Genomic DNA, 21,924 nt, shown 5'->3' with positions numbered 1-21,924 from the left:
AATTATCTTTCTCCTCTAAATAGCTCAGTTATTCCTTTTATAAATACTCTTACATACTTGTCTCCAGCTTCTCTATAATTCTTGTGATCTGGTCTTCTAAAAATAGCACTTAATTCTGATTCAGACATATTTACTCCACCAGTTTTAAATGCATCTATCATATCTTCACTTCTGAAAGCTAATGCAATTTTTAATTTTCTCAATACAAGATTGTTTAAATTTTTTGCACTATTTGAAACTTCTTCTGCTGGCTTTGCTCCTTGAACTGGCTTTTGAGGTCCTCTCTTGTAAGTAATAAGTCCTGTTAAAAATGCATCTAAAGTTTTATTGTTACAATTTTTAAATGTTTCATCCTCTTGCTTACTCAACAGACCAACTAACTCCTCTAAAGTTACCTGCATTCCACCCAATTTAAAAATTTCTAACATAGCTTTATCATTAATTCTTAAAGCATATCTAACTCTTCTAAGAACATCATTATTTGTCATTTTGTTCCTCCTAATTTTTTAATTTACTCATAATTATACCATAGTTTTAGGACTATTCCTATTTTTATTTTACCTTCTATAGAACTCTTGATTTCATATTTCAATATAAATATCTGTCCATTTTATATTTTCAAGTTGACGATACAATCTCTTTGACTTCTTAGCTAATGATTGTATTATGAGCATCACTAAACTAGGATGTTTATATAGTTATAGTTAATATTTGTTTGGATCTGCTGTTCCAGTTGTAACTAACTCTACTCCTGAACTTGTTCCTAATCTAGTAACTCCTAAAGCTATAAATTTCTCAGCTGTAGCAAGATCTCTAACTCCTCCAGCAGCCTTTAATTCAGCTTTATCTCCTACAATATCCTTCATTAACTGTATATCTTCAAATGTCGCTCCACCTGTTCCAAATCCTGTTGAAGTTTTAACAAAATCTGCCTTTGCATCTAAGCAAAGTTGAGTAACTATCTTTTTTTCCTCATCTGTTAAGTAGCAATTTTCTATAATAACTTTTAAAACATTTGCACCTATTACTTTCTTTATAGCAGCAATTTCATCTCTAACATAGTCAGTTTCTCCAGCTTTTAACATACCTACGTTGATAACCATATCAATTTCAGAAGCTCCATCTTCAATACATGTTTTTGCTTCAAAAACTTTTGATGCTGTAGACATAGCTCCTAATGGAAATCCTATAACAGCACAAACTTTAACATTTGATCCCTCTAACTCTTTTTTAGCAAGCTTTACATAACATCCATTCACACAAACTGAAAAGAAATCATATTCTTTAGCTTCAGAGCAAAGTTTTATTATATCCTTTGGCTCTGTCGTAGCCTTTAATACTGTATGGTCAATATATTTGCTTAAATTCATTTCTATTTCCTCCTAATTTTTGTATACTCTATTATAACTTAATATTTGATAAAATTTCTAGAATAACTTTATTTTTTTCAACTTTTTCATTTGAAACAGTATAAGCACTTTCTAAAAATTTAATTGATGACTCTAAATTTTTATCATTATATTGAACAATAGCTAAAGTTTCTCCAGCTTCAATGTAATCTCCAACTTTTTTTGTTAAAAGAACTCCAACAGAATGGTCGATCACATCATCTTTAGTAGCTCTTCCAGCCCCTAAAACCATAGCTGCTTTACCTATCTCTTCCGCTTCAATTTTTGAAATCCAACCAGATTTTTTTGCTTTAAATTCTAATTCAAATTTATGCTTTGGTAACAGTGAATAGTCATCTACAAGATTGGGATTTCCTCCGGCTGCTTCAATAAAGTCTTTTAAATGTTGAATAGCTTTTCCTGTTTCAATAGCTTCTGCAACCTTTACCTTTCCTTCTTCTAAAGTCTTTACATCCCCTTTAATTTGAAGTGCCACTGCTACAATTGTTTCAACTAACTCTGTAAAATCTTCAGGTCCTCTTCCTTTCAATGTTTCAATCGCTTCAATAATTTCATTTGAATTTCCAACTGCAAAGCCTAATGGTTGGTCCATATCCGTAAGTAGTGTCACTACTTTTCTATCAAAAGAATCTCCTATATCTATCATTGTTTTTGCTAATTCTCTAGCTGTATCAAGATTTTTCATAAATGCTCCTGATCCAACTTTAACATCTAAAATAATTCCATCAGCATATACCGCTAGTTTTTTACTCATTATTGAACTTGCAATTAATGGTATACTTGAAACTGTAGCAGTTACATCTCTAAGAGAATATAGCTTTTTATCTAATGGAACAATCGTATCTGAGTAACCCATAATTCCTGTTCCAACTTTATTTACCATATTTACTAACTCATCTCTTGTTTCTGGAAATACAAATCCTGGGATAGCCTCAAACTTATCTATCGTTCCACCTGTATGCCCTAAACCTCTTCCTGACAATTTAGCTGTTCCTATATCAAAAGCTGCAAATAGACCTGCTAAAGCTATTGTCGTTTTATCACCAACACCACCAGTGGAATGTTTATCTATTAAAAACTTCTTAATTCCATCAAATTTAATAACTTCTCCACTATTCATCATAAGCTCTGTAAATGTCTTTAACTCCTGCTTAGTCATTCCATTGAAATATACTGCCATTAAAAATGATGATACCTGATAATCAGGAATTCTATTTGCAAGGTATTCGTTTAAAAAGAAACTCATCTCTCCAGATGTTAGCTCTATTTTATCTCTCTTTTTTTGAATAATATCTACCGCTCTCATAATCCACCTCTTTATTTTTTTTAATTTTAGGAATATTTTTCTAGCTTTTTCTACAATTTTATGATATATAAATTATTATACAATAGATAGGACAACTGTCCTAAAGAGAGGAAATTTATGAATTTAATCAAAAGATTTATCGATATGTACAATTTAAATGAAATTTTAACAAAAGATGTTCAAAAGAAAATTTTGATAAAACATTATAGAAAAGGGGAGTACATATTAGAAGCGCATAAAGGAGCCAACAGTATCTACTTTATTGTGCAAGGAACTGTTGAGGTTTCATGTATTTTAGATAATGGAAATCAAGTGTGTTTAAACATTTTAAAACCGCTTGAAATTTTTGGTGATATTGAATATATAAACAAAGAGGAAGTTCTATTTGATGTTATCGCTAAAAGCGATGTCGTTGTCATTCTTTTACCATTTCAAATAGCAAATGAATATCTTATTAACAACATCAATTTTTGGAAATTCTTAGCTCTTGAAGGCAACAAAAAACTTTTAAATACCAATCGAGCAATATTTTATAAAAGCACTCTAAAAGCAAAAGATATATTTTCAAAGTATATTGAAGATAATGGTGGAGAAATAACTTTTAAATCTTTAGATGAACTTTCCAGCCGTTTGAATATAAGCTATCGTAATTTAACTAGAATTATTGCTCAATATATCAAAAGTAACACTATTGAAAAAAATAAAAATTCTATCAAGCTTTTAAAAGGAGGAACAAAATGAAAAATTTTATTTATGATATTCCCACTAGGATTTTATTTGGAAGTGGTCAAATTTCCAATATAGGAGTTGAAGTTAAAAAACATGCCTCAAAAATTTTACTTATTTATGGCAAAAATAGCATAAAAAAAAGTGGTCTATATGATGAAGTTATTAAATACTTAAATTTAGAAAGTATTGAGATTATTGAACTAGCTGGAGTTGATCCAAATCCAAGAATAGAAACAGTTCGAATTGGAGCTGATCTTTGTAGAAAACATAACTTAGAACTTGTTTTAGCTGTTGGTGGTGGCAGTACAATAGATTGCGCTAAAGCTATAGCAGCGCAGGCTAAATATCACGGTGATATTTGGAACGATATCTATGTTGAAAAAAGATATGAGAATTTGAAAGAAGCCTTACCAGTAGCTTCTGTCTTAACGCTTGCTGCAACTGGCAGTGAAATGAATGGGAACAGTGTCATTTCAAATATGAAAGAAAACTTAAAATTGGGTATGGGGCACTATATCTTGAGACCTGTTTTTTCAATATTGGATCCTACATATACTTTTTCAGTTAGTAAATATCAAACTGCATCTGGAGTTGTTGATATTATGAGCCATATATTTGAACAATATTTTTCACCAGATAAAAATGGTTTTCTTCAATCAAGAATTATGGAAGGGCTTTTAAAAACAGTTATTTATTATGGCCCAATAGCGTTTGAAAATCCAACTGACTATGAAGCTAGAGCTAATATAATGTGGACTGGTTCATTGGCATTAAATGGTCTTACATCGCTAGGAAAAGAATCTACTGACTGGGCTACTCATCAGATGGAACACGAACTGAGTGCTAAATATGATATAACACACGGAATAGGGCTTGGAATTTTAACTCCTTTTTGGATGGAATATGTTTTAGATACTACAAATGTTCACAGATTTGTTGATTATGCCAATAATGTGTGGGGTATTTCGGGGGATAATGACTTTGACGTAGCTCGAATCGCTATCCATAAAACTAGAGAGTTCTTCAATTCTTTAGATATCCCTGTGACCTTAACAGATATTGGAATAGATAGTTCTAAATTTGAAGATATGGCATCTGGTGTTACTAAAAATGGACCTATTGGTTGTATGAAAAAACTGGACTATAAAGATGTTTTAGAAATATATACTTTAGCATTGTAGTAAAAAATGAAGGAAATTTAAATTTCCTTCATTTTTTATTTTTATATTCTAAATATTATAGGACCAATATTCTACATGAACAAAAAAAGACTTCAAAGAAGCCTTCTTTTTAATCTATCTTGTTTCCGCTCTAAACGTTGTCATCAATAAAGCATTTTTTCCTTTTGTCGCTACCGATATTGTTTCAAAAGGAAAATCTCTTTTGTAGTTTCCGTTTAAAACTGGTTTATGTTTATATATTAATGCTGCCTCTATTCTTTTTCTAAGGTCTTCTCCTACAGCTACATACGAATAACATAGCTCTTCACCTGTTTTTAAATGCTTTTTCCACACTTCAAGCATCTCATTGTTCACTATTGCGTCTCTTACATTCTCTCCCTCGCCTATATATATTATTTCACGAAGTTTCACACTATTTCTTTCAGAATTATAAGCTGCTCTATAAACACAAAACACACCTGACGTATATAAAGGTGTCTTTTCCTTAGCCATCTCTCTACGATATCCTTTAAATTCTAACTCTACTACATCTCCCACAGCAATACCTCCAAGATTCATTTTAAACTACATTTGTTACCTTTTCTCAATAGAAAGTAAAAAGAAAATTTAAAATAAAGCACTATTGAGTTGCCTTAAATACAGAATATTTTTTTCTCTATTTAAATAATACCATAGAAAGCTAGAAATTACAAAGCTTTTAGATATCTTATATTCATACTTTAAAGATCATTTTTTAACAATTTTTCATATTGATTTAATAAATCCCTTGTCAAAGCATCTCTATCAACTATCTCACAATTTTTTTCTATTATTAATAAAAGTTTTTTCAAACTAATTATTTTGTTCTTTTCTTTCTCAATTTCAAATAAAATCTCTTGTGTAATATGATAGATTTCATTTTCTCTTAATTTTTCTGGTAAATTATTCTCTTCTAAACAATAATGTTCTATTATTTTGTAAAGATCACATTTTTCGCCTAAATTTCCCAAGCTAAAATTATTTCTAAGTCGATATATTGCGGGGATAAGATAATTGATTAATCTTTCTCTCAACTCCACATAGTCTATCTCCCATAAAATATTACTCTTTATTTTTTTTATCAAGCCATCCACAAATTTTTCTACACACTCTTTTACTTCTTTGATATTCTCTTTTACTCCACCACTTATAAAATATTCTGTGAGATGAACAAGCTCATATTTTAAACTCTCAGGTATATAATCTCTTAACTTAAGAGAAACTATCTCATAATAAGGCGTTTCTATTAAAAATTTATAATTCGCCTTCCTATCTATAATTTTACACTCACTAATTCTTTCAAAAGACACAACTAAAAATAAGAAAATAAGGTTTTTAAACTCCTTAGTAAAAGATACCTTAAACATAGCTTCTATCTCATCTATACACTCTTTTATTTTAAATTTTTCTGACAATTTCAAGTCTTTCATCAATGCCTGTTTATCTATCCATTTTTTTTCATATGAATTTTCATTGGTTATTTCAAGAATTTTCAAAGTTTTTAGATGCCTATATTTTTTTTCATTTCCTATTATGGAAAATTTATTTTTAATAGCTTCTAATTTTAAATCATATTTCTCTAATTTTATATTTAAAACATCAATATCTTTTTTTAAAGTTGATCTTGTTATTTCAAGATTTTTAACTATAAAATTCAAGTTTATATCTTTTAAAAATAAAAACATTAAAAATATATACTCAACTCTCTCTTCTTGGCTTAAAACATAGTGCCCTTTATAAACATCATCAAAAAAACTATCAACTTCCTCATCACTTAAAGTTATTGATAGTTTTTTTTTAGTTTTTTTTATCTCTTTATTTAAAAATTTTTTCAAGTAAAAATTTATGTTCTCAATTATATATCTTAAATTTCTCTCGCTCATACCTATCTCTAAAAAAATTTGATCCATTGTTTTAGGTCCATTTTTCAATAAAAATAATACTTCTAAATCTTTTCTTTTTAAACTCATATTGATATCACCTAAAAGTATTATAACTTTACTTGCATAATTTTTCAACAGATCTTTTAATTCCTTCTACACCTATTTTTACTTTTTCTAAAGGACATCCAATATTTAATCTAAGTTTATAAGAATCTCCATAGTTTTCACCCGACATAACTGCTACTTTTCCAACTTCAATCAAAGCTCTTTTCAAATCTTCTAATTTTATATTCGTATCTTTAAAATCTATCCACATTAAATATGTTGCCTCTGGAATTTTTACTTTTAATCCTTTATAGCCATCCAACTCATTGACTACATATTCACAGCTCTTTGTTAAATATTTATTTAATTCATCCACCCATTCCCCACAACTATTATACGCTGTTATTGTTGAAATAACTCCAAATATAGTTGGCGAAGCTACAGAATCTCTTTCCTTTATATGCTCTATGAATATATCCCTTATTTCTTGCATAGGAATCAACGCATACGATCCTCCTAGAGCTGGGGTATTAAATGTTTTGGAAGCTGAGGATACAATCACACATCTCTTCGAATTGATTTTTAGAATAGGAGTAACCTCCTTTCTTGCTATATCCATATGTATATCATCTGATAATAATATGACATCATACTTTTCACAGAGTCCTATTAACTTTTCTAGTTCAAAGTAACTCCAAATTTTCCCTGTTGGATTTTCTGGATTACATAATAAAAATATTTTTACTCCATCTTTAAACCCATCCTCTATTTTAAAAAAATCCGTTCTGTAAACTCCATCTTCATCCTCTTTTAATTCTACTTCATAAAGATTAAACGGTTTTAAAATTTTAGTAAATCCATCATATCTAGGTGTATGCGTCATTACTTTTCCACCCAATCCTATCAAACGCTCTAACAGAGTCGAAATACTGTAAATAACACTTGGACTATAAACTATCCAATCTTTCTCAATAGTAGTCTTATATCTTGTCTGATACCATTTCTGAATAGAATTTTTATAATCGTCATGATTCCAACGAGAATATCCAAAAATTCCATGCCCTGTCCTTTGTAAAATAGCATCCAGTATTGGCTGTGGAGATTTAAAATCTGTATCTGAAATTGAAAATGGAGTTAAATCCTTCGTTCCTTCTCCAAATCTATCCTCTATATAATCCCATTGTGTAGAATAGGTCCCTCTCCTATTTATAATTTCATCAAAACTCATTTTTCCTCCTTGTTTTTAAAAAAATGGAGAGAATTTTTTCTCCCCATAGATTCTTATTATATCAATTTTTGTAGTTGCTTTTTTAACACTTGAACTTTTGGTCCTATAATTACTTGTACATTTGTACTATTTAATTTTATAACATTAACTGCTCCTGCCGACTTAACAGTTTCAACATCTACTAAATCTGCATCTTTAACAACCAATCTCAATCTTGTTATACAGTTATCAAGATTTACTATATTTTCTTTTCCACCCAATGCCTCTAGCATTATTTTCGCAGTATACCCTGCTATATCTCCACTTTCAACTGCTTCTTTTGCTTGAACTGAATTGTCTCTTCCTGGTGTAGGTATATCATATTTTTCAATATACCATTTAAACACAAAGTAATATATTGCAAACCAAGCTATTCCTACAGGAATAATGTAAAACCATTTTGTCCATAGACCCTGAAATACTCCAAATATAAAGAAATCTATTATATTTCCATCCGTATTTCCTATAATAACCTTCAAAATACCCATTATCATAAATCCTAATCCAGTCATAAAAGCATGAAAAACATATAGAACTGGCGCTATAAATAAAAATATAAATTCAATCGGTTCTGTTATTCCTCCCACTGCTGATGCAACCACTGCTGAAACTAAAAGCCCTTTTATTTTGTTCCTATTTTCTAAAAAAGCTGACTTATATATAGCTAGTGCTGCTCCTGCTAATCCAAACATAAATGTCGGCATTTTACCTTGAGATAAAAATTTAGTTACTTCAGGCGAAACATACTCTGGCCCCATTGCAAACTGATTATAAAATATATTTAAAGCACCGTGAATTGAATCTCCAGCTTCAGTTACATATGTTCCACCTGCTTCCGTAAATCTTATTGTGGCAACTAAAATATGGTGAAGTCCAAATGGTAGGAGTAATCTTTCACCTGCTCCAAAAAGAAATGGACCAAATATTCCTGCGCCTTGAATTACCGAACCAACTTTATTTATTCCTGCTGCAAAGAAAGGCCAAATCATTGGTACTCCTAATCCTACAACAGACATTATCAAAACTGTTGCTATGGCAACAAATCTAGTTCCACCAAAGAATGAAAAAGCATCTGGTAATTCTATGTTTTGAAATTTTTCGTGAATAAAGAAAACTAAAACCCCACAGATCAAAGCTCCCAATGCACCGGTATCAATACTCTGAATTCCCATTATCATCTTTGTGTCTGCTATTTTTAACAATCCTTTTTCTGTCAAATAAAAATTTGTTCCCAACTGCATAGATATGTATCCAATTAATCCTGCAAAAGCTGCAATCTCTTTATTTTCCCTTGCCATTCCCAGAGGAATTGCCACAGCAAACATCAATGGTAAAAATGAAAATGCTACTAAACTTATTTTAATCATAAAGTTAAACATCATCTGTAAAAAAGAGTTTCCTAGAAATGGGAACATCTCTATTGTTGTTCCTCCTGTAAAAGCAGCTCCTATTCCTAACAATATCCCCATCGCAGCTAGTAAAGCTACTGGCAACATAAAAGTTTTACCTAAACTTTGAAAAAATTCCCATGCACTAATTTTATTTTTGATAGTCATCCTATCCCCCTTATCATTTTTTATATAACTATTGTATACTTAAAATTTATTTTGTTCAATTATTAATCTATTTCATTTTTTTATGAAACATATTTGTAGTTTATTTTTTTGCAAATTATTTTCCATTTCACATACATAACAAAAATTTATTTGATTTTATATATATTTTAATGTAAAATATGTTACTGAATAAGTGAAATAAATAACTTAAAAAGGAGTAATAATTTTATGAAATCGAAAAAATTAAACTGGCATATGCTAGCAATGATGGGATTCACTGTGGTTTGGGGATTTGGAAATGTTGTTAACAATTATGCAAATCAAGGACTTACAGTAGTCGTTTCATGGATTCTAATCCTGTCTTTATATTTTTTGCCATACACACTTATGGTTGGTGAGATGGGATCTGTTTTTGACCATAAATCAGGTGGTGTTTCAAGTTGGATCAATTCTACTTATGGTCCCATGATTGCCTATTTAGCAGGTTGGACTTATTGGGTTGTTCATATCCCTTATCTTGCACAAAAACCACAGAGTGCACTTGTTGCATTAAGCTGGGTTGTATTCCAAGATGGGAGTGTTATAAAAACAATAAACCCTCTATTTTTACAAAGTATTGTACTCGGAATTTTTATATTCTTTCTTTGGCTTTCTTCTAAAGGTGTTAACTCTCTAAAAAGAATTGGAGCTGTTGCCGGAACATCAATGTTCTTTATGGGTATTTTATACATTCTGCTAACTGTTGCTGCCCCATCTATCGTAGGAGCAAGGTCTGCAACTGAAGTATGGAACTTTAAAACTTTTATGCCTAAATTTGATTTTGCTTACTTTACTACAATTTCAATGCTAGTTTTCGCTGTTGGTGGTTGTGAAAAAATATCTCCTTATGTTAAAGATATTGAAAACCCTTCAAAAAACTTCCCTAAAGGGATGTTAGCTCTTGCTATTATGGTTGGAATGTCAGCACTTCTTGGATCTTTTGCTATGGGTATTATGTTTAATAGTGGAAACCTTCCTCCAGATCTTAAGATGAACGGACAATACTACGCATTTAAACTTTTAGGAGAATATTATGGAGTTGGGAATCTTCTTATGATTTTATATGCTATTGCTAATACGCTGGGACAAATATCTGGTTTAATGTTCTCTATTGATGCTCCACTTAAAATATTAATTGGAGAAGGAGATAAAAATTATATCCCTAAATCATTCACTAAGACAAATAAATTTGGTGCACCAATCAACGGTTATAAGTTAACTGCAGTACTTGTTGGTATATTGATTATAATTCCTGCTCTTGGAATTGGAGATATGAACAACCTTTACAACTGGCTTTTAGATTTAAATTCTATCGTTATGCCTTTAAGATACCTTTGGGTTTTCCTTGCATATATAGGACTTAGAGGACTTGTAAAAAACAAATCTCTGAACACGGGATCTTCATTTAAATTTATAAAAAACGATAAAATTGCGACACTAGTAGGAGTTTGGTGTTTTGGATTTACAGCTTTTGCTTGTTTAATGGGAATCTTCCCTAAAAACATTCAAATGTTTAGTTCTGAATGGTTCTTCCAAATAACATTAAATATTTTAACTCCAATACTTTTAGTTGGATTAGGATTTATTTTCCCTAAGATTGCAAAAAAAACTAACTTTTAAAACAATACAGTAACTACTCTAGTAGATTAGAGAAAGTGAAAAATAGCTAAAGAACAGGAGATTTCTATACCGTTAGGTTTGGGAATCTCCTGTTTTTTTATCTTTTTAATATATAAAAAAAAGCTAGGAATCTATCCTAGCTTTAAAAGCTTTTTGGTGGCGGGGGCTGGATTCGAACCAACGACCTTCGGGTTATGAGCCCGACGAGCTGCCAACTGCTCTACCCCGCGACTTGTTTAAGTTGTTTATATAGTTATTGTACATTATTTCACATTTTTTGTCAACACTTTTTTTATTTTTATTTAATAATTTATTTTTAATAGACTAAAATTTAAAATAACGATAAAAGAGATTGCTTAATTTAGATTAGCAATCTCTTTTATTTCTTACCCTATTCCACCATAAAGAACACCTAAAATTAAAATTACTAGAACTCCTGGAACAAATATATATTTACCCACCACAATAATTTTTTTGCCTATCTTATAATTAGAACCACTATTGATCTCTTCAACTATTAATTTTGAGTCAATACAATAAAAATAGAATCCTAAAACTATAATAGCTCCCAGGGGGATCAAATAAATTGTCATTATATCTGCAAATTTTCCAAAAATTGCCATATTTAAGTCCAATGGAATCCCTAATACAAATAAGAATAAACCAACTATTATACTCGATTTTTTTCTAGAAATATTAAATTTTTGCATAAACGCTTCTACTGGTACTTCTAATTGATTTATTGCTGAAGATATAGCTGCAAATATAATACTTAAGAAAAATATTACTCCTAAAATTTTTCCCCCTACCATATTGCTAAATACTGCTGGTAAAGTTATGAAAAGTAAACTTGGACCTGCACCAGGACTAAATCCAAAGGCAAATGCTGCTGGAATAATTATAAATCCCGCCATCAAAGCTGCCAAAGTGTCCAATAAACACGTATGTACAACACTTGTTGATATATCCACGTCTTTATCTAGATAACTCCCATAGACTAACAGTGCCGATCCACTTACTCCCACAGTAAAAAATGCTTGCCCTAAAGCCATTACCCAAGTTGTAGGATTTAACAACAATTCCCACTTAGGGTATAACAAAAATTTTATCCCTTCATATGCACCTGGTAATGTCAATGATCTTATCATTAATCCTAAAAAAATAGCAAACATTAAAGGCATAACTATCTTGTTAATTTTTTCTATTCCTTTTATCACACCTAATGAGATTACTAAGATACTTATTAAAACAGCTATAAAGTGCCAAAATATAGATTCTCCACTCCCTGCAAAAGAGTTAAAGTATTGTTCATAATTAAGACTTTTCATATCCACCAACAAGTATGCTACAAAATACTTTAATATCCATCCAAAAACAATTACATAAAATGTAAATATTCCCGCAACAGAAATAATTGGAATCAGAGGTAGTATCTTAGCCAATGGAATGTTTTTTTCCTTCATAAGCTCTCCTACGCCTAAAACACCTTTTTTCATCATTCTTCCAAAAGATATCTCACCAACTAAACCTACATATGCAAATAACGCCATAAATATAAAATAAGGAATTAAAAATGCTCCTCCTCCATATGTTCCTAACTTCCAAGAAAAAAGCCAGATATTTCCAAGTCCTATTGCTGCTCCTACACACGATAAAATAAACCCCATTTTGTTACTAAACTTTTCTCTTTTGTCTTTCACGCTTACACCTCCTAATTTATCTAAAAAAAAATTCCACAGAATATATCTGTGGAATAAATATTTTTTCAATTTAATCTATAGATACAGCTCTTATTTTTAAGTTTTTAACCACGTTAAAATAAGTTCGTATCTTCATAAAAGAATCTACAAACCTCTAGGGCCACCACCAAAATAAAACTGAACTATTTGAAGCTATGTTATTTTTTAATATATTTAATTTAAAGCTATTCATAACACGCCTCCTTTTTTAGTATTTCAGTCATTTTAGCACTAACTTTTATAAAAAACAAGTATTTTTTCAAAAAAAAAAAGATTTTTATTTTTTTTGGATATAATATATAATACTGGTAATAACTATTTTAAGGGTGTGATTTTATGGCTAATAGCAATCTGATACAACTACAACTTATAAATTATTATAAAAAAAATAGAGAAAATTATAGAAAAATGGGAAAACGTTTAGAACGCTTTCTTAAACAAGTTTTTGAAAAAGAAAAAATTACATATCAGTCTATCTCTAGTAGAGCTAAAACTAGAGAGAGCTTTCAAAAAAAATTAGAAAGAAAAGGATACCCAACTCTTGACTATGCTACTGACCTATGTGGAATTAGAGTAATTACTTTTCTTGAAAGTGAAACCAAAATCGTTGAAAATTTTTTGCGTCATACTTTCATTATAGATGAAAGTAAAAGTGAAGATAAAAGTGAAAATTTAGGAGAGGATAAGGTTGGATACAAATCAATCCATCTAGTTGCAACTCTTCCGGAATCTCTTCTAACTCTTCCAGAATTCGAGCGTTTTCGTGATTTGAAATTTGAAATACAAGTTAGGACAATACTCCAACATGCTTGGGCAGAGGTAGAGCACGATAAAAACTATAAATTCAGTGGTCAACTTCCACCTGATATAAGAAGAAGATTTAAGCTTTTAGCTGGGTTTTTAGAAATTGCCGACAGAGAGTTTGAAAGTATTTCAAAAGAGATAACTGAATATGAAAAAAAGGTTGCTACTACAATCGCAGATAACAACTTAGAACAGATTGAAATAAACTCAACCTCTTTAAGAAAATATTTAAATAATAAATTTAATGTTACATTCTCTCAAGCCATAAGTCCTAAGATTATCACACTCCTTCATGAAAATAATATTAAAAATTTAAAAGAGTTTTTTGAAATTGAAAATCTTGATCTCATGAAAAAATATTTAGGAAATGGAAATAAAAAATTTCCTGCCCGATATGATTTAATGATTAAACATCTTATTGATTTAAAAAAAGAAAATTAAAATTTGAGGTGCGAATTCGCACCTTTTTATCAAACTGCCCTAAGAAAGCCTTCTCCTCTATTAGGGCAGTTGTGACTCACTTCAGTATTTTTTCCCTAGCTTTTATGAATGTTTTATTACAATATAGACATCTACTTTCCAATCTATCTTCATCTTGAAATTGAATTTCAAAATTACTACTAGGAACACTTTTCCCACAAATTTTACAAAACTCATTTCTTCCCTGTTCTTGTTCAAATAAAAATCTAATATTTTCAGATATTTTTTTTAATATTATTTGGATTTTTTTAAAAGTAAAAAAATCTAACATTTTTATCACCTCATTTTTATCTTAAATACATTTTACACTTATTTTTTTAACTTCCTTTTAAATAAATTTATTTAATAAAAGGATAAATAAATTTTCAAATGAATAATCTAAATAATAACTATATTTTTATTGGAGGGATTACATTATGAAAAAAGTACTTGTATTATTTAAAAATAATACCGATTTAAATTTAACTATTAAAAGTTATCTGTGTTTAAAAAAAAAATTCGGTTTTAATATTATTCCGCTGTATATAAGAGATATTACTTATAGAACCCCCATTCGAGAAACAATTGTAAATTCAGGAAGTGCAACTGAACTTCTAAATGAAATAGAAGATGATTTCATTTTAAAAGTAAAAAAAGCTTTTCTAGAAAACGGCATTAATGATGAGCTTATTGTTCGATCAGAGGTCAGCGCTGAAACTATAAAAACATTTTTAAAAACAGCCGATCTTATCATGTTAGAAGAAGGTCTATCTCTTAACGAACTTTTTTTAGAGCTTTTAAAAATTCTTTATAGACCTCTTATAATCCTTAGAAATAAGCCTCTTTCTTTTGACAATATATCTATCGTTTCAAATGATGGAGTCAAAATTAATAAAAGTGTTTATAATTTTATCAATCTTTTTTCTAGTTCCACAATTGAAAATATTCACGTATTAACTTGGAATTGTGACTATGAAAAACACCATCTATTAGAGCTTCTTAAAAATAAGGGTATAAATGGAGAGTTAATAAATTTCAATTCAAAAGATGATACAATATCAAATTTTTATTTTGCTCTAGGAAAATCAAGTCTAGTTATAATGGGAAATTTAAGTAGATCATTCTTCCTTGAAAAAATAACTAATAGAACCGGTTTAAATTTATTAGAAAATATTGACACTCCAATCTTTATAGGTTGATCGTATGAAGATGGACACTATTAAATTATATTTTAAAAAATTTATAACCCCTTTAAAAATAATGATTGAGTTTATTATTTTTTTAGCTGCGATCTTTTTTATTCATAAAGAATTAAAAAGATATACTTTTGCCGAACTGAAACTATCAGTCATAGCTATACCTTCTTGGGCTGTTTTTTTAATTATATTTTTTGTTTTCTTAGATTATTTTCTATTAACTGGATTTGACATTCTTGCTTTCAAAAATGAAAAATATACTTTTTCAAAAAAAAAATCAATGTTTGTTTCTTTTATAAGCTTTGCATTTGCTAATTCAATTGGTTTATCTGGAGTTACTGCATCTGGAATAAGGCTCAACCTTTACTCCCTTTGGAATGTACCTTATAAAATAATTATGAATATTGTAATTTTTTGTTACACAACTTTTTGGTTAGGTTTATTTTGGATAGGTGGTATTTTTTTAACACTTTTTCCTCTACCTTTAACCCATCTAAAATTACCTATAAAACTTCCATTTACATCCACGCTCCCTATTGGATTTATTCTTCTTATAGGTGCAGTTATTTTTACAGGAGTTATTGTTAAAAAACAAGGGTATTTTAACACTATTTTTATTCAAAGAATTCTATTAGCTTTGGGAGATTGGATTGCTTTAAGTCTAGTTCTTTATTTTGCGCTACCACCACATAACAGAATAGACTTTTTTCATTTCTTATCAATATTTATAATAGCCCAAATTTTAGGTTTCATCAGCAATGTCCCTGGTGGAATTGGTGTTTTTGATTTGATTTTTTTAACTCTTTTATCAAATATATACACATCGGATAAAATCATTGGAGCTTTGCTCATCTATAGAGTTTCTTATTTTTTCATCCCTCTAATTGTCGCTTTTATTTTGTTTGGCATATTCCATTTGGTTTTTAAAAACAAACAACAACTTCAGCATTCGACCTCTGCTAAATCAAGCGATGATATTATAAAAAATTGTATCTCTATATCAAATACAACAGACTCTTATTTAGCTTTACTCGGTGATAAAAACATCCTATTTGATGATAGTGAAAAGTCTTTTATCATGTTTGGAAAGAGTGGAAAATCTTTTATTGCTATGGGCGAACCTATTGGAGATATATCTACGTTTAAGGAGTGTATTTGGAAATTTCATAATTTTTGTAGAAAAAATAAAAAAGAAACTGTTTTTTATGAAATTAGCAAAGAATATCTAAACTATTTTTTAGATATCGGATTAAGTTTTTTAAAAATTGGAGAATATGCAAAAGTTGATCTTGAAAAATTTACATTAGATGGTCACGAGGGAAGAAACTTCAGATATGCTTTTAACAAATTAGAAAAACTTGGTTACTCATTTGAGGTTATTGCGGTCGAAAATGTTCCTCTAATTATTGATGAACTCAAAAATATTTCTGATGAATGGCTCTTAGATAAAAACGCTAAAGAAAAAGGGTTTTCTCTAGGAAAATTTACAAAAGAATATATCTCACTTTTTCCTATTGGAGTTATAAAAAAAGAAAATAAAATTATTGCTTTTGGAAATATATTAAAAACCTCTACCTATGAAGAGATATCTTTAGATTTAATGAGGTATAAAAATGAAGCTGTCAATGGTACAATGGATTATTTTTTTATCTGTGCTATGAAATATGGTAAAGATTTAGGCTACAAAAAATTTAGACTTGGAATGGCTCCACTTGCTGGCATTGAAGATCATACAGCATCCTTTTGGAATAAAATTGAAAATGTTATTTTTTCTCACGGTGAACACTTTTATAACTTTAAAGGGCTTCGGGCATTTAAAGATAAATTTAATCCTGAATGGGAAGCTAGATATATCGCCTATTCAGGCCCATTCAATCTACCAAATATTTTAAAAGATACCACTCTTCTAATATCTGGTGGAATCAAAGGACTTATTTCAAAAAAGTAAACAAATTAGGAGGTATTTTATGATGGAAAAAAAATTAATCTTTATTTTTTTAATTTTTTCTGTGACAGTTTTTTCTAAAACTAATAACATTTTGATTTCACAAGGATTAAAAGATAATATTCAAAAAACATTGTATTCGTCATTTAATAATGTTGAGGGAAGTTATGAAACCATACCTCTTTCCGAAGTAAAAAAAATTTTAGATGAGAACAAAGCAACTCTCATAGATGTACGTAATCCTGATGAAATTCAAAAAACTGGAATTATAAAAGGAGCTAAAAACATTCCTCTTCCAGAATTAGAAAACAGATTAAACGAATTGGATAAAGATAGCCCGTACATAACTTTTTGTGCTGTGGGGGGACGTTCTAAAAAGGCTGCCGCTATTCTTTCTGACAATGGATTTAAAAAAATTTATAATGCAAGCGAAGGTATGACCACTTGGCCTTATCCAGAGATGCTTGAAAAAAAATAAAGGAGGAGCTCTAAATATGAATAAATTCAATCTTTACATACTCTTTTTAGGTTTAACTTTACAGTCATATTCTACAGATACTTTCATAAATTCGCCTATTAACACAGATGGAGACTATGGCTATCGAATACAAACTGGTGAGAATGTCGTAAATAATAGCATTATTTCTAACAATGGTAATTATGGACTATACGGGATTACTCCAGGAAACGTCACAAATTCTGGAACTATTCAAAACAAGGGGAATTATGGGTTAATTGTTTATAACACCTCTAATAAAGTTCTAAATGCCAGTGATGGAATTATCTCTAATCAAGGAGATTATGGATTTTATGGGCAAAACTCAAAAAATTTAGTTAATGATGGGACTATTGAAAATGGTGGTAATTTTGGATTTTATTTAGATAATGGAAGTGTAGGGGTTAATAACGGTCTTATTAAAAATCTAAAAAATTACGGTGTTAGAGTTTACAACTCCGTTTTTACAAATAATAAAAATGGAGTTATTCAAAACAATGGTAACTACGGACTGTACTTAACTAACAATTCAATAGCCACAAACTATGGAACTATAAAAAACAGTGGTAACTACTCTGTTTATGTTAGTAATACCTCTAGTTTTACAAATCATGGAACTATTCAAAATAATGGCTATGCTATCTATTTAGGTGGAAATGATTCTTTGTTAACACTTGGAACATCCTCTAATATATCCGGAATTGTCGAAGGAAATAAGGGAACAAACACATTGGTACTTGTTGAATCTGATTTAAATAATAAACAGGTTGGAAAAATAAATTTCCCTGTAAATAATTTTTCTAATATTGATATTCAAAGTGGAACTTGGGTTGTTTCTGAAAATATAACTTTAACACCACCTACAAATAGCGGTATTGGAAGAGGTGAGTTTAATCCGCCTCCCTTTAAAGATGCTGAAGGAACTTTAATAATTGATTCTGGGAAATCGTTAACTCTTCAAATTGGAATCAATACATTTTCAACTTCTACTATCGTAGCTAAAGATATTATTAATAATGGAACTATCATTGAAAAACCTCTTGATTCGGTTTATGTCACCAATAATAACTTTATAAAAGTTCCCGTTATATATATTGACTCCATGACAGCTGTTGAAAATAAAGATATTAAAGATGTCTCTATCGTTAATATCGCTGCTGGTTGGAGAGGGCACTATATTGTTGAGAATAATATTCTTTATCTTGTTTTAGATAAATCCCCTGTTATTACACCCGGATATATTCCTCCAGATCACCTTACAGAACATTTAGGAGGATTTGCTGAATCTATTTATTTTTATCCTAGAAATAATATTCCATTTCTAAATAATCAAAAAATAAAAGAACAACAATATTCTTGGAATAGAACACACGCTAAAACAAGTACTCAATATGCTGAGCTTTTATCCTCTTATGGTAACTATAATAACGATTCATCCAATCCAAAATATTCATATAAATCTTTTGGGGTTGTTGGTGGCTCTATTACCCCAATCAACGAATATTTACAATGGGGAATAGGATATGGTTACATCGCTGATAGACTGGATTACAAAGATAATCTATCCAGTGATGAAAATATAAATAGTTTTTATATTGCACCTTCTATCAGTTATCATAAACAAAACTTTGTTACAACATTTCAAGGAACATTTGGTTATAACAAACATGAGCTAACCAGAAATATTACCGATAGAGATGATTTTAATCTAGAAAAATCTATCGACGCTAATTTCAACTCCTATGTCAGTTCAATTGGTGGAGAAATTGGAAAAAATTATACTTTTAAAAATTATAGCTTCTATCCATATATAGGTGCTGATTATGTGTGGGACAAAAGAGATTCCTACACTGAAAACCAAAGTTACAACGGTATCGGTAGTCATTATGCTATGCATATAAATAGTTCAACTCTTTCTACTCCTGTTTCAAGAGTCGGAATAAAAGGAGAATATTTATGGGATAATTATACTTTTAATGCTAATCTATCATGGTACCATAGATTTAAAGACTATAAAAATTATGATGGGTACTTTACTTTTGCACCAGATGTTCCTATGACTCTTCAAGGATTGAGCAGCAAAAAAGATTCTGCTCTAATTAATTTAAACGTTAAGAAAAAACTTAGAGATGCCATGGATATAAATTTTGGTATATACTCACTATTTAATAGTGATGAATATAATATATCTGCTTCACTTGGTCTAGAATATAAATTTTAGCATACAAACAATAGGAGAGTAGTCTGGAATCAAACTACTCTCCTATTATTTTTAATTCCATATTATCTTTTCCATATCAAGCCATTTTCTGGAGATTTATCCTGTCTTCTCACCATCTCTATCCAAATCATCGCCAACGGTTCTAAATATCTTGAGAAATGAATATCACCAACAAGCATCGGATCAAATCCCATCTCTGATAAAAGCTCTTCTACTTTTTTATTGGCATTTTTATTATTTCCTGCCAATAACATTGTTAGTTTTTCTTCTCTTATTAAAGGATGTTTAATCTTTTCTACTCCTAAAGTGTTCAACGTTTTTACAATATGCGAACTTTTCAAAATCTCTTGTGCTAATTCTCCGTTAGAGGTATATCTCCCTCTTAAGAGAGTATAATCTGGACCAATAGGGTTTGTTAGATCTATAAAGATCTTCCCTTCAGGATTTTTTATCTTTAAAAGTACTTTTTCTAACACATCTCCTGGAACTGCAATTATTATAATCTCATTATCTTTTGTTATATCTTCCATTTGAACATACTCTATATAATGTTTTTTTTCATACTCATCTTTTAAATTTCTGACACCTATCTCTACTGGGTGTCCCAATTTATGAAATATATCGGCTAATGTATTTCCAACTATTCCATTTCCAATTATTCCTATATTCATAATAAACCTCCTAAATTTTTTCTTGATCTATTTTTCAAAAGAAACTTTACAATTCCTTTTAACTATTTTTTGTTAAAAGGAATTTACATATTTCTTTTGAAGATAAAGTTAATAATTAGGAGGTGCTTTTATGTTTAAAATTGAAAATCACTATAATTTAAGAGGGATGGTTGCTATTATTACCGGAGCTGGTAATGGTATCGGTAAAGCATCAGCATTGATGCTAGCTCGTGCTGGGGCAAATGTTATCTGTGCTGATTTAAATAAACTCGATGCAGACAATACTGCTATTGAAGCAAGAGGAGAAGGTGTCAAAGCTCTAGGAATTAAATGTGATGTCACTTCTGAAAAAGAACTTACCAATTTAGTTAAAGAAACTCTAAAAGAGATGGGAAGAATAAATATTTTAGTCAATAATGCTGGTGGGGGTGGGGGTGGAAAAGAACATTTTTTGGATCTTTCTAAAGAGTATATTCAAAAAATTTATGAATTAAATCTTTTTAGTATTTTTACACTCTCAAAACTTTGTGTTCCTCATATGATTGCCGGAGAGTACGGCTCTATTGTCAATATCAGCTCTATGTCAAGTATGATGCAAACCCATAATATGAGTGTTTATGGAAGTTCAAAAGCGGCTCTCAATCAACTTACAAAATATATGTCTGTTGATTTAGGTCCCAATATAAGAGTAAATGCAATTGCGCCGGGAGCAATAAAAACTAAAGCTCTTGCCTCAGTTTTAACTCCTGAACTTGAAAAACAAATGCTAAAAAATACCCCTCTTAAAGTTTTAGGAGAACCCGAAGATATTGCTCTAACCGTACTATTTCTTGCCAGTCCTCTATCCAAATGGATCACTGGACAGATTATTTCCGTTAACGGTGGTGGAGAGCAAAGTTTAGAAAACTAACATTGGTGAAAATTTAAACAGAAGGAGGTGGGGCCGTTTTCATTTTTCGACTTGGAAACGGGTATATATTGCTTACATTTCAAGATATGTTAATGGAAATTTTCAAAAATTTTCTACATTGGTTAGCTTTCTTTTTTACAGCTCTATCTATTGGTGTTATTTTATTTGGATTTTTTAAAAGTTTAAAATCTCTTTTTTTCAACTTAAATGATACTCCAATAGAAAAACTTATGAGAGATGGTTTCGATAAATATATTCTCGTAGGACTCCAATTTTTAATTGTAGCTGATATTATCGACACCATTATTCTTAGAGATTTTGAAAACATCATTCTAGTTTTACTTATTGTGGTTATAAGAACTATTATGAGCTGGGAAATTGAAAAACATAAGTAACTGTATTTCCATTGCTTTTACTAGTGAACTGCCAC

The 21,924-nt window shown here is 29.9% G+C and carries 20 protein-coding genes and 1 tRNA gene; 10 read left to right on the top strand and 11 right to left on the bottom strand.

What is annotated here, in order from left to right:
- Nucleotides 1-2: 2 nt before the first annotated feature.
- The 3 genes from Q0V67_RS09400 to Q0V67_RS09390 all read right to left on the bottom strand — a co-directional run bounded on the left by Q0V67_RS09400 (nt 3) and on the right by Q0V67_RS09390 (nt 2,715).
- On the bottom strand, nt 3-488 hold the full coding sequence (locus Q0V67_RS09400) for a DUF1456 family protein (protein WP_297599001.1): 486 nt from the start codon (nt 486-488) through the stop codon (nt 3-5).
- Between the two features lie 216 nt (nt 489-704).
- Nucleotides 705-1,370 (bottom strand): deoxyribose-phosphate aldolase, encoded by a 666-nt coding sequence (gene deoC / locus Q0V67_RS09395; RefSeq protein ID WP_297599000.1) that lies wholly within the window; start codon nt 1,368-1,370, stop codon nt 705-707.
- Between the two features lie 31 nt (nt 1,371-1,401).
- Nucleotides 1,402-2,715 carry a thymidine phosphorylase gene (locus tag Q0V67_RS09390; protein WP_297598999.1) on the bottom strand — a complete coding sequence of 438 codons (1,314 nt, stop codon included), beginning with the start codon at nt 2,713-2,715 and terminating at the stop codon, nt 1,402-1,404.
- 117 nt (nt 2,716-2,832) lie between these two features.
- Here Q0V67_RS09390 and Q0V67_RS09385 point away from each other — a divergent pair, with 117 nt between their 5' ends.
- A complete protein-coding gene (locus Q0V67_RS09385) occupies nt 2,833-3,456 on the top strand; it encodes a Crp/Fnr family transcriptional regulator (protein ID WP_297598998.1) in 624 nt (207 codons plus the stop codon).
- Nucleotides 3,453-4,625: an iron-containing alcohol dehydrogenase gene (locus Q0V67_RS09380; protein ID WP_297598997.1), complete on the top strand. Its 1,173-nt coding sequence runs from the start codon at nt 3,453-3,455 to the stop codon at nt 4,623-4,625. Before Q0V67_RS09385 ends, Q0V67_RS09380 begins: the two co-directional genes overlap by 4 nt.
- Before the next feature lie 114 nt (nt 4,626-4,739).
- Here the strand turns inward: Q0V67_RS09380 and Q0V67_RS09375 are convergent, their stop codons facing one another.
- From Q0V67_RS09375 to malX, 4 genes are all read right to left on the bottom strand, one after another.
- Nucleotides 4,740-5,162, bottom strand: a complete 423-nt coding sequence (locus Q0V67_RS09375) for a GIY-YIG nuclease family protein (protein ID WP_297598996.1) — start codon at nt 5,160-5,162, stop codon at nt 4,740-4,742.
- Nucleotides 5,163-5,344: 182 nt separating this feature from the next.
- Entirely contained in the window at nt 5,345-6,613 is a 1,269-nt protein-coding gene (locus Q0V67_RS09370; protein WP_297598995.1) for a helix-turn-helix domain-containing protein, read from the bottom strand.
- Nucleotides 6,614-6,641: 28 nt separating this feature from the next.
- Nucleotides 6,642-7,799: an aminotransferase class I/II-fold pyridoxal phosphate-dependent enzyme gene (locus Q0V67_RS09365; RefSeq protein ID WP_297598994.1), complete on the bottom strand. Its 1,158-nt coding sequence runs from the start codon at nt 7,797-7,799 to the stop codon at nt 6,642-6,644.
- Between the two features lie 56 nt (nt 7,800-7,855).
- Nucleotides 7,856-9,394, bottom strand: coding sequence for a maltose/glucose-specific PTS transporter subunit IIBC (gene malX / locus Q0V67_RS09360; protein ID WP_297598993.1), 1,539 nt, complete (start codon nt 9,392-9,394; stop codon nt 7,856-7,858).
- 228 nt (nt 9,395-9,622) lie between these two features.
- Between malX and Q0V67_RS09355 the strand changes: the two genes are divergently transcribed.
- Entirely contained in the window at nt 9,623-11,053 is a 1,431-nt protein-coding gene (locus Q0V67_RS09355; protein ID WP_297598991.1) for an amino acid permease, read from the top strand.
- A gap of 154 nt (nt 11,054-11,207) precedes the next feature.
- Here Q0V67_RS09355 and Q0V67_RS09350 read toward each other — a convergent pair.
- Nucleotides 11,208-11,283, bottom strand: a tRNA-Met gene (locus Q0V67_RS09350).
- A 156-nt stretch (nt 11,284-11,439) separates the two neighbouring features.
- The gene (locus Q0V67_RS09345; protein WP_297598990.1) at nt 11,440-12,753 is read right to left on the bottom strand and encodes a sodium-dependent transporter; all 1,314 of its coding nucleotides are present in this window, start codon (nt 12,751-12,753) and stop codon (nt 11,440-11,442) included.
- A 375-nt stretch (nt 12,754-13,128) separates the two neighbouring features.
- Here Q0V67_RS09345 and Q0V67_RS09340 point away from each other — a divergent pair, with 375 nt between their 5' ends.
- A complete protein-coding gene (locus Q0V67_RS09340) occupies nt 13,129-14,037 on the top strand; it encodes a hypothetical protein (protein WP_297598989.1) in 909 nt (302 codons plus the stop codon).
- 76 nt (nt 14,038-14,113) lie between these two features.
- Here Q0V67_RS09340 and Q0V67_RS09335 read toward each other — a convergent pair whose 3' ends face one another.
- Nucleotides 14,114-14,347, bottom strand: a complete 234-nt coding sequence (locus tag Q0V67_RS09335) for a hypothetical protein (protein ID WP_297598988.1) — start codon at nt 14,345-14,347, stop codon at nt 14,114-14,116.
- 145 nt (nt 14,348-14,492) lie between these two features.
- Between Q0V67_RS09335 and Q0V67_RS09330 the strand changes: the two genes are divergently transcribed.
- The 4 genes from Q0V67_RS09330 to Q0V67_RS09315 are packed head-to-tail and all read left to right on the top strand — an operon-like array spanning nt 14,493 to nt 19,913.
- Complete coding sequence (locus tag Q0V67_RS09330; protein WP_297598987.1) at nt 14,493-15,254, top strand: hypothetical protein; 762 nt, start codon at nt 14,493-14,495, stop codon at nt 15,252-15,254.
- A 4-nt stretch (nt 15,255-15,258) separates the two neighbouring features.
- The gene (locus Q0V67_RS09325; protein WP_297598986.1) at nt 15,259-17,199 is read left to right on the top strand and encodes a phosphatidylglycerol lysyltransferase domain-containing protein; all 1,941 of its coding nucleotides are present in this window, start codon (nt 15,259-15,261) and stop codon (nt 17,197-17,199) included.
- A 22-nt stretch (nt 17,200-17,221) separates the two neighbouring features.
- On the top strand, nt 17,222-17,674 hold the full coding sequence (locus Q0V67_RS09320) for a rhodanese-like domain-containing protein (RefSeq protein ID WP_297598985.1): 453 nt from the start codon (nt 17,222-17,224) through the stop codon (nt 17,672-17,674).
- A 16-nt stretch (nt 17,675-17,690) separates the two neighbouring features.
- On the top strand, nt 17,691-19,913 hold the full coding sequence (locus tag Q0V67_RS09315; RefSeq protein ID WP_297598983.1) for an autotransporter domain-containing protein: 2,223 nt from the start codon (nt 17,691-17,693) through the stop codon (nt 19,911-19,913).
- 62 nt (nt 19,914-19,975) lie between these two features.
- Here Q0V67_RS09315 and Q0V67_RS09310 read toward each other — a convergent pair whose 3' ends face one another.
- Nucleotides 19,976-20,584 carry an NAD(P)-binding domain-containing protein gene (locus tag Q0V67_RS09310; protein WP_297598981.1) on the bottom strand — a complete coding sequence of 203 codons (609 nt, stop codon included), beginning with the start codon at nt 20,582-20,584 and terminating at the stop codon, nt 19,976-19,978.
- A gap of 130 nt (nt 20,585-20,714) precedes the next feature.
- Here Q0V67_RS09310 and Q0V67_RS09305 point away from each other — a divergent pair, with 130 nt between their 5' ends.
- Both Q0V67_RS09305 and Q0V67_RS09300 read left to right on the top strand, forming a co-directional pair.
- Nucleotides 20,715-21,494 (top strand): glucose 1-dehydrogenase, encoded by a 780-nt coding sequence (locus Q0V67_RS09305; protein ID WP_297598979.1) that lies wholly within the window; start codon nt 20,715-20,717, stop codon nt 21,492-21,494.
- Between the two features lie 68 nt (nt 21,495-21,562).
- On the top strand, nt 21,563-21,889 hold the full coding sequence (locus tag Q0V67_RS09300) for a DUF1622 domain-containing protein (RefSeq protein ID WP_297598977.1): 327 nt from the start codon (nt 21,563-21,565) through the stop codon (nt 21,887-21,889).
- Nucleotides 21,890-21,924: the final 35 nt, after the last annotated feature.

This window comes from uncultured Cetobacterium sp. (genome assembly GCF_947072685.1).
Lineage (GTDB): Bacteria > Fusobacteriota > Fusobacteriia > Fusobacteriales > Fusobacteriaceae > Cetobacterium_A.
This window is presented reverse-complemented; position numbering and strand designations above follow the sequence as displayed.

Excerpts from the sequence above, each read along its gene's own strand:
- Q0V67_RS09400 (WP_297599001.1), bottom strand. The coding sequence starts at position 488 with ATGACAAATAATGATGTTCTTAGAAGAGTTAGATATGCTTTAAGAATT.
- deoC (WP_297599000.1), bottom strand. The coding sequence starts at position 1,370 with ATGAATTTAAGCAAATATATTGACCATACAGTATTAAAGGCTACGACA.
- Q0V67_RS09390 (WP_297598999.1), bottom strand. The coding sequence starts at position 2,715 with ATGAGAGCGGTAGATATTATTCAAAAAAAGAGAGATAAAATAGAGCTA.
- Q0V67_RS09385 (WP_297598998.1), top strand. The coding sequence starts at position 2,833 with ATGAATTTAATCAAAAGATTTATCGATATGTACAATTTAAATGAAATT.
- Q0V67_RS09380 (WP_297598997.1), top strand. The coding sequence starts at position 3,453 with ATGAAAAATTTTATTTATGATATTCCCACTAGGATTTTATTTGGAAGT.
- Q0V67_RS09370 (WP_297598995.1), bottom strand. The coding sequence starts at position 6,613 with ATGAGTTTAAAAAGAAAAGATTTAGAAGTATTATTTTTATTGAAAAAT.
- Q0V67_RS09365 (WP_297598994.1), bottom strand. The coding sequence starts at position 7,799 with ATGAGTTTTGATGAAATTATAAATAGGAGAGGGACCTATTCTACACAA.
- malX (WP_297598993.1), bottom strand. The coding sequence starts at position 9,394 with ATGACTATCAAAAATAAAATTAGTGCATGGGAATTTTTTCAAAGTTTA.
- Q0V67_RS09355 (WP_297598991.1), top strand. The coding sequence starts at position 9,623 with ATGAAATCGAAAAAATTAAACTGGCATATGCTAGCAATGATGGGATTC.
- Q0V67_RS09340 (WP_297598989.1), top strand. The coding sequence starts at position 13,129 with ATGGCTAATAGCAATCTGATACAACTACAACTTATAAATTATTATAAA.
- Q0V67_RS09335 (WP_297598988.1), bottom strand. The coding sequence starts at position 14,347 with ATGTTAGATTTTTTTACTTTTAAAAAAATCCAAATAATATTAAAAAAA.
- Q0V67_RS09330 (WP_297598987.1), top strand. The coding sequence starts at position 14,493 with ATGAAAAAAGTACTTGTATTATTTAAAAATAATACCGATTTAAATTTA.
- Q0V67_RS09325 (WP_297598986.1), top strand. The coding sequence starts at position 15,259 with ATGAAGATGGACACTATTAAATTATATTTTAAAAAATTTATAACCCCT.
- Q0V67_RS09320 (WP_297598985.1), top strand. The coding sequence starts at position 17,222 with ATGGAAAAAAAATTAATCTTTATTTTTTTAATTTTTTCTGTGACAGTT.
- Q0V67_RS09315 (WP_297598983.1), top strand. The coding sequence starts at position 17,691 with ATGAATAAATTCAATCTTTACATACTCTTTTTAGGTTTAACTTTACAG.
- Q0V67_RS09310 (WP_297598981.1), bottom strand. The coding sequence starts at position 20,584 with ATGAATATAGGAATAATTGGAAATGGAATAGTTGGAAATACATTAGCC.
- Q0V67_RS09305 (WP_297598979.1), top strand. The coding sequence starts at position 20,715 with ATGTTTAAAATTGAAAATCACTATAATTTAAGAGGGATGGTTGCTATT.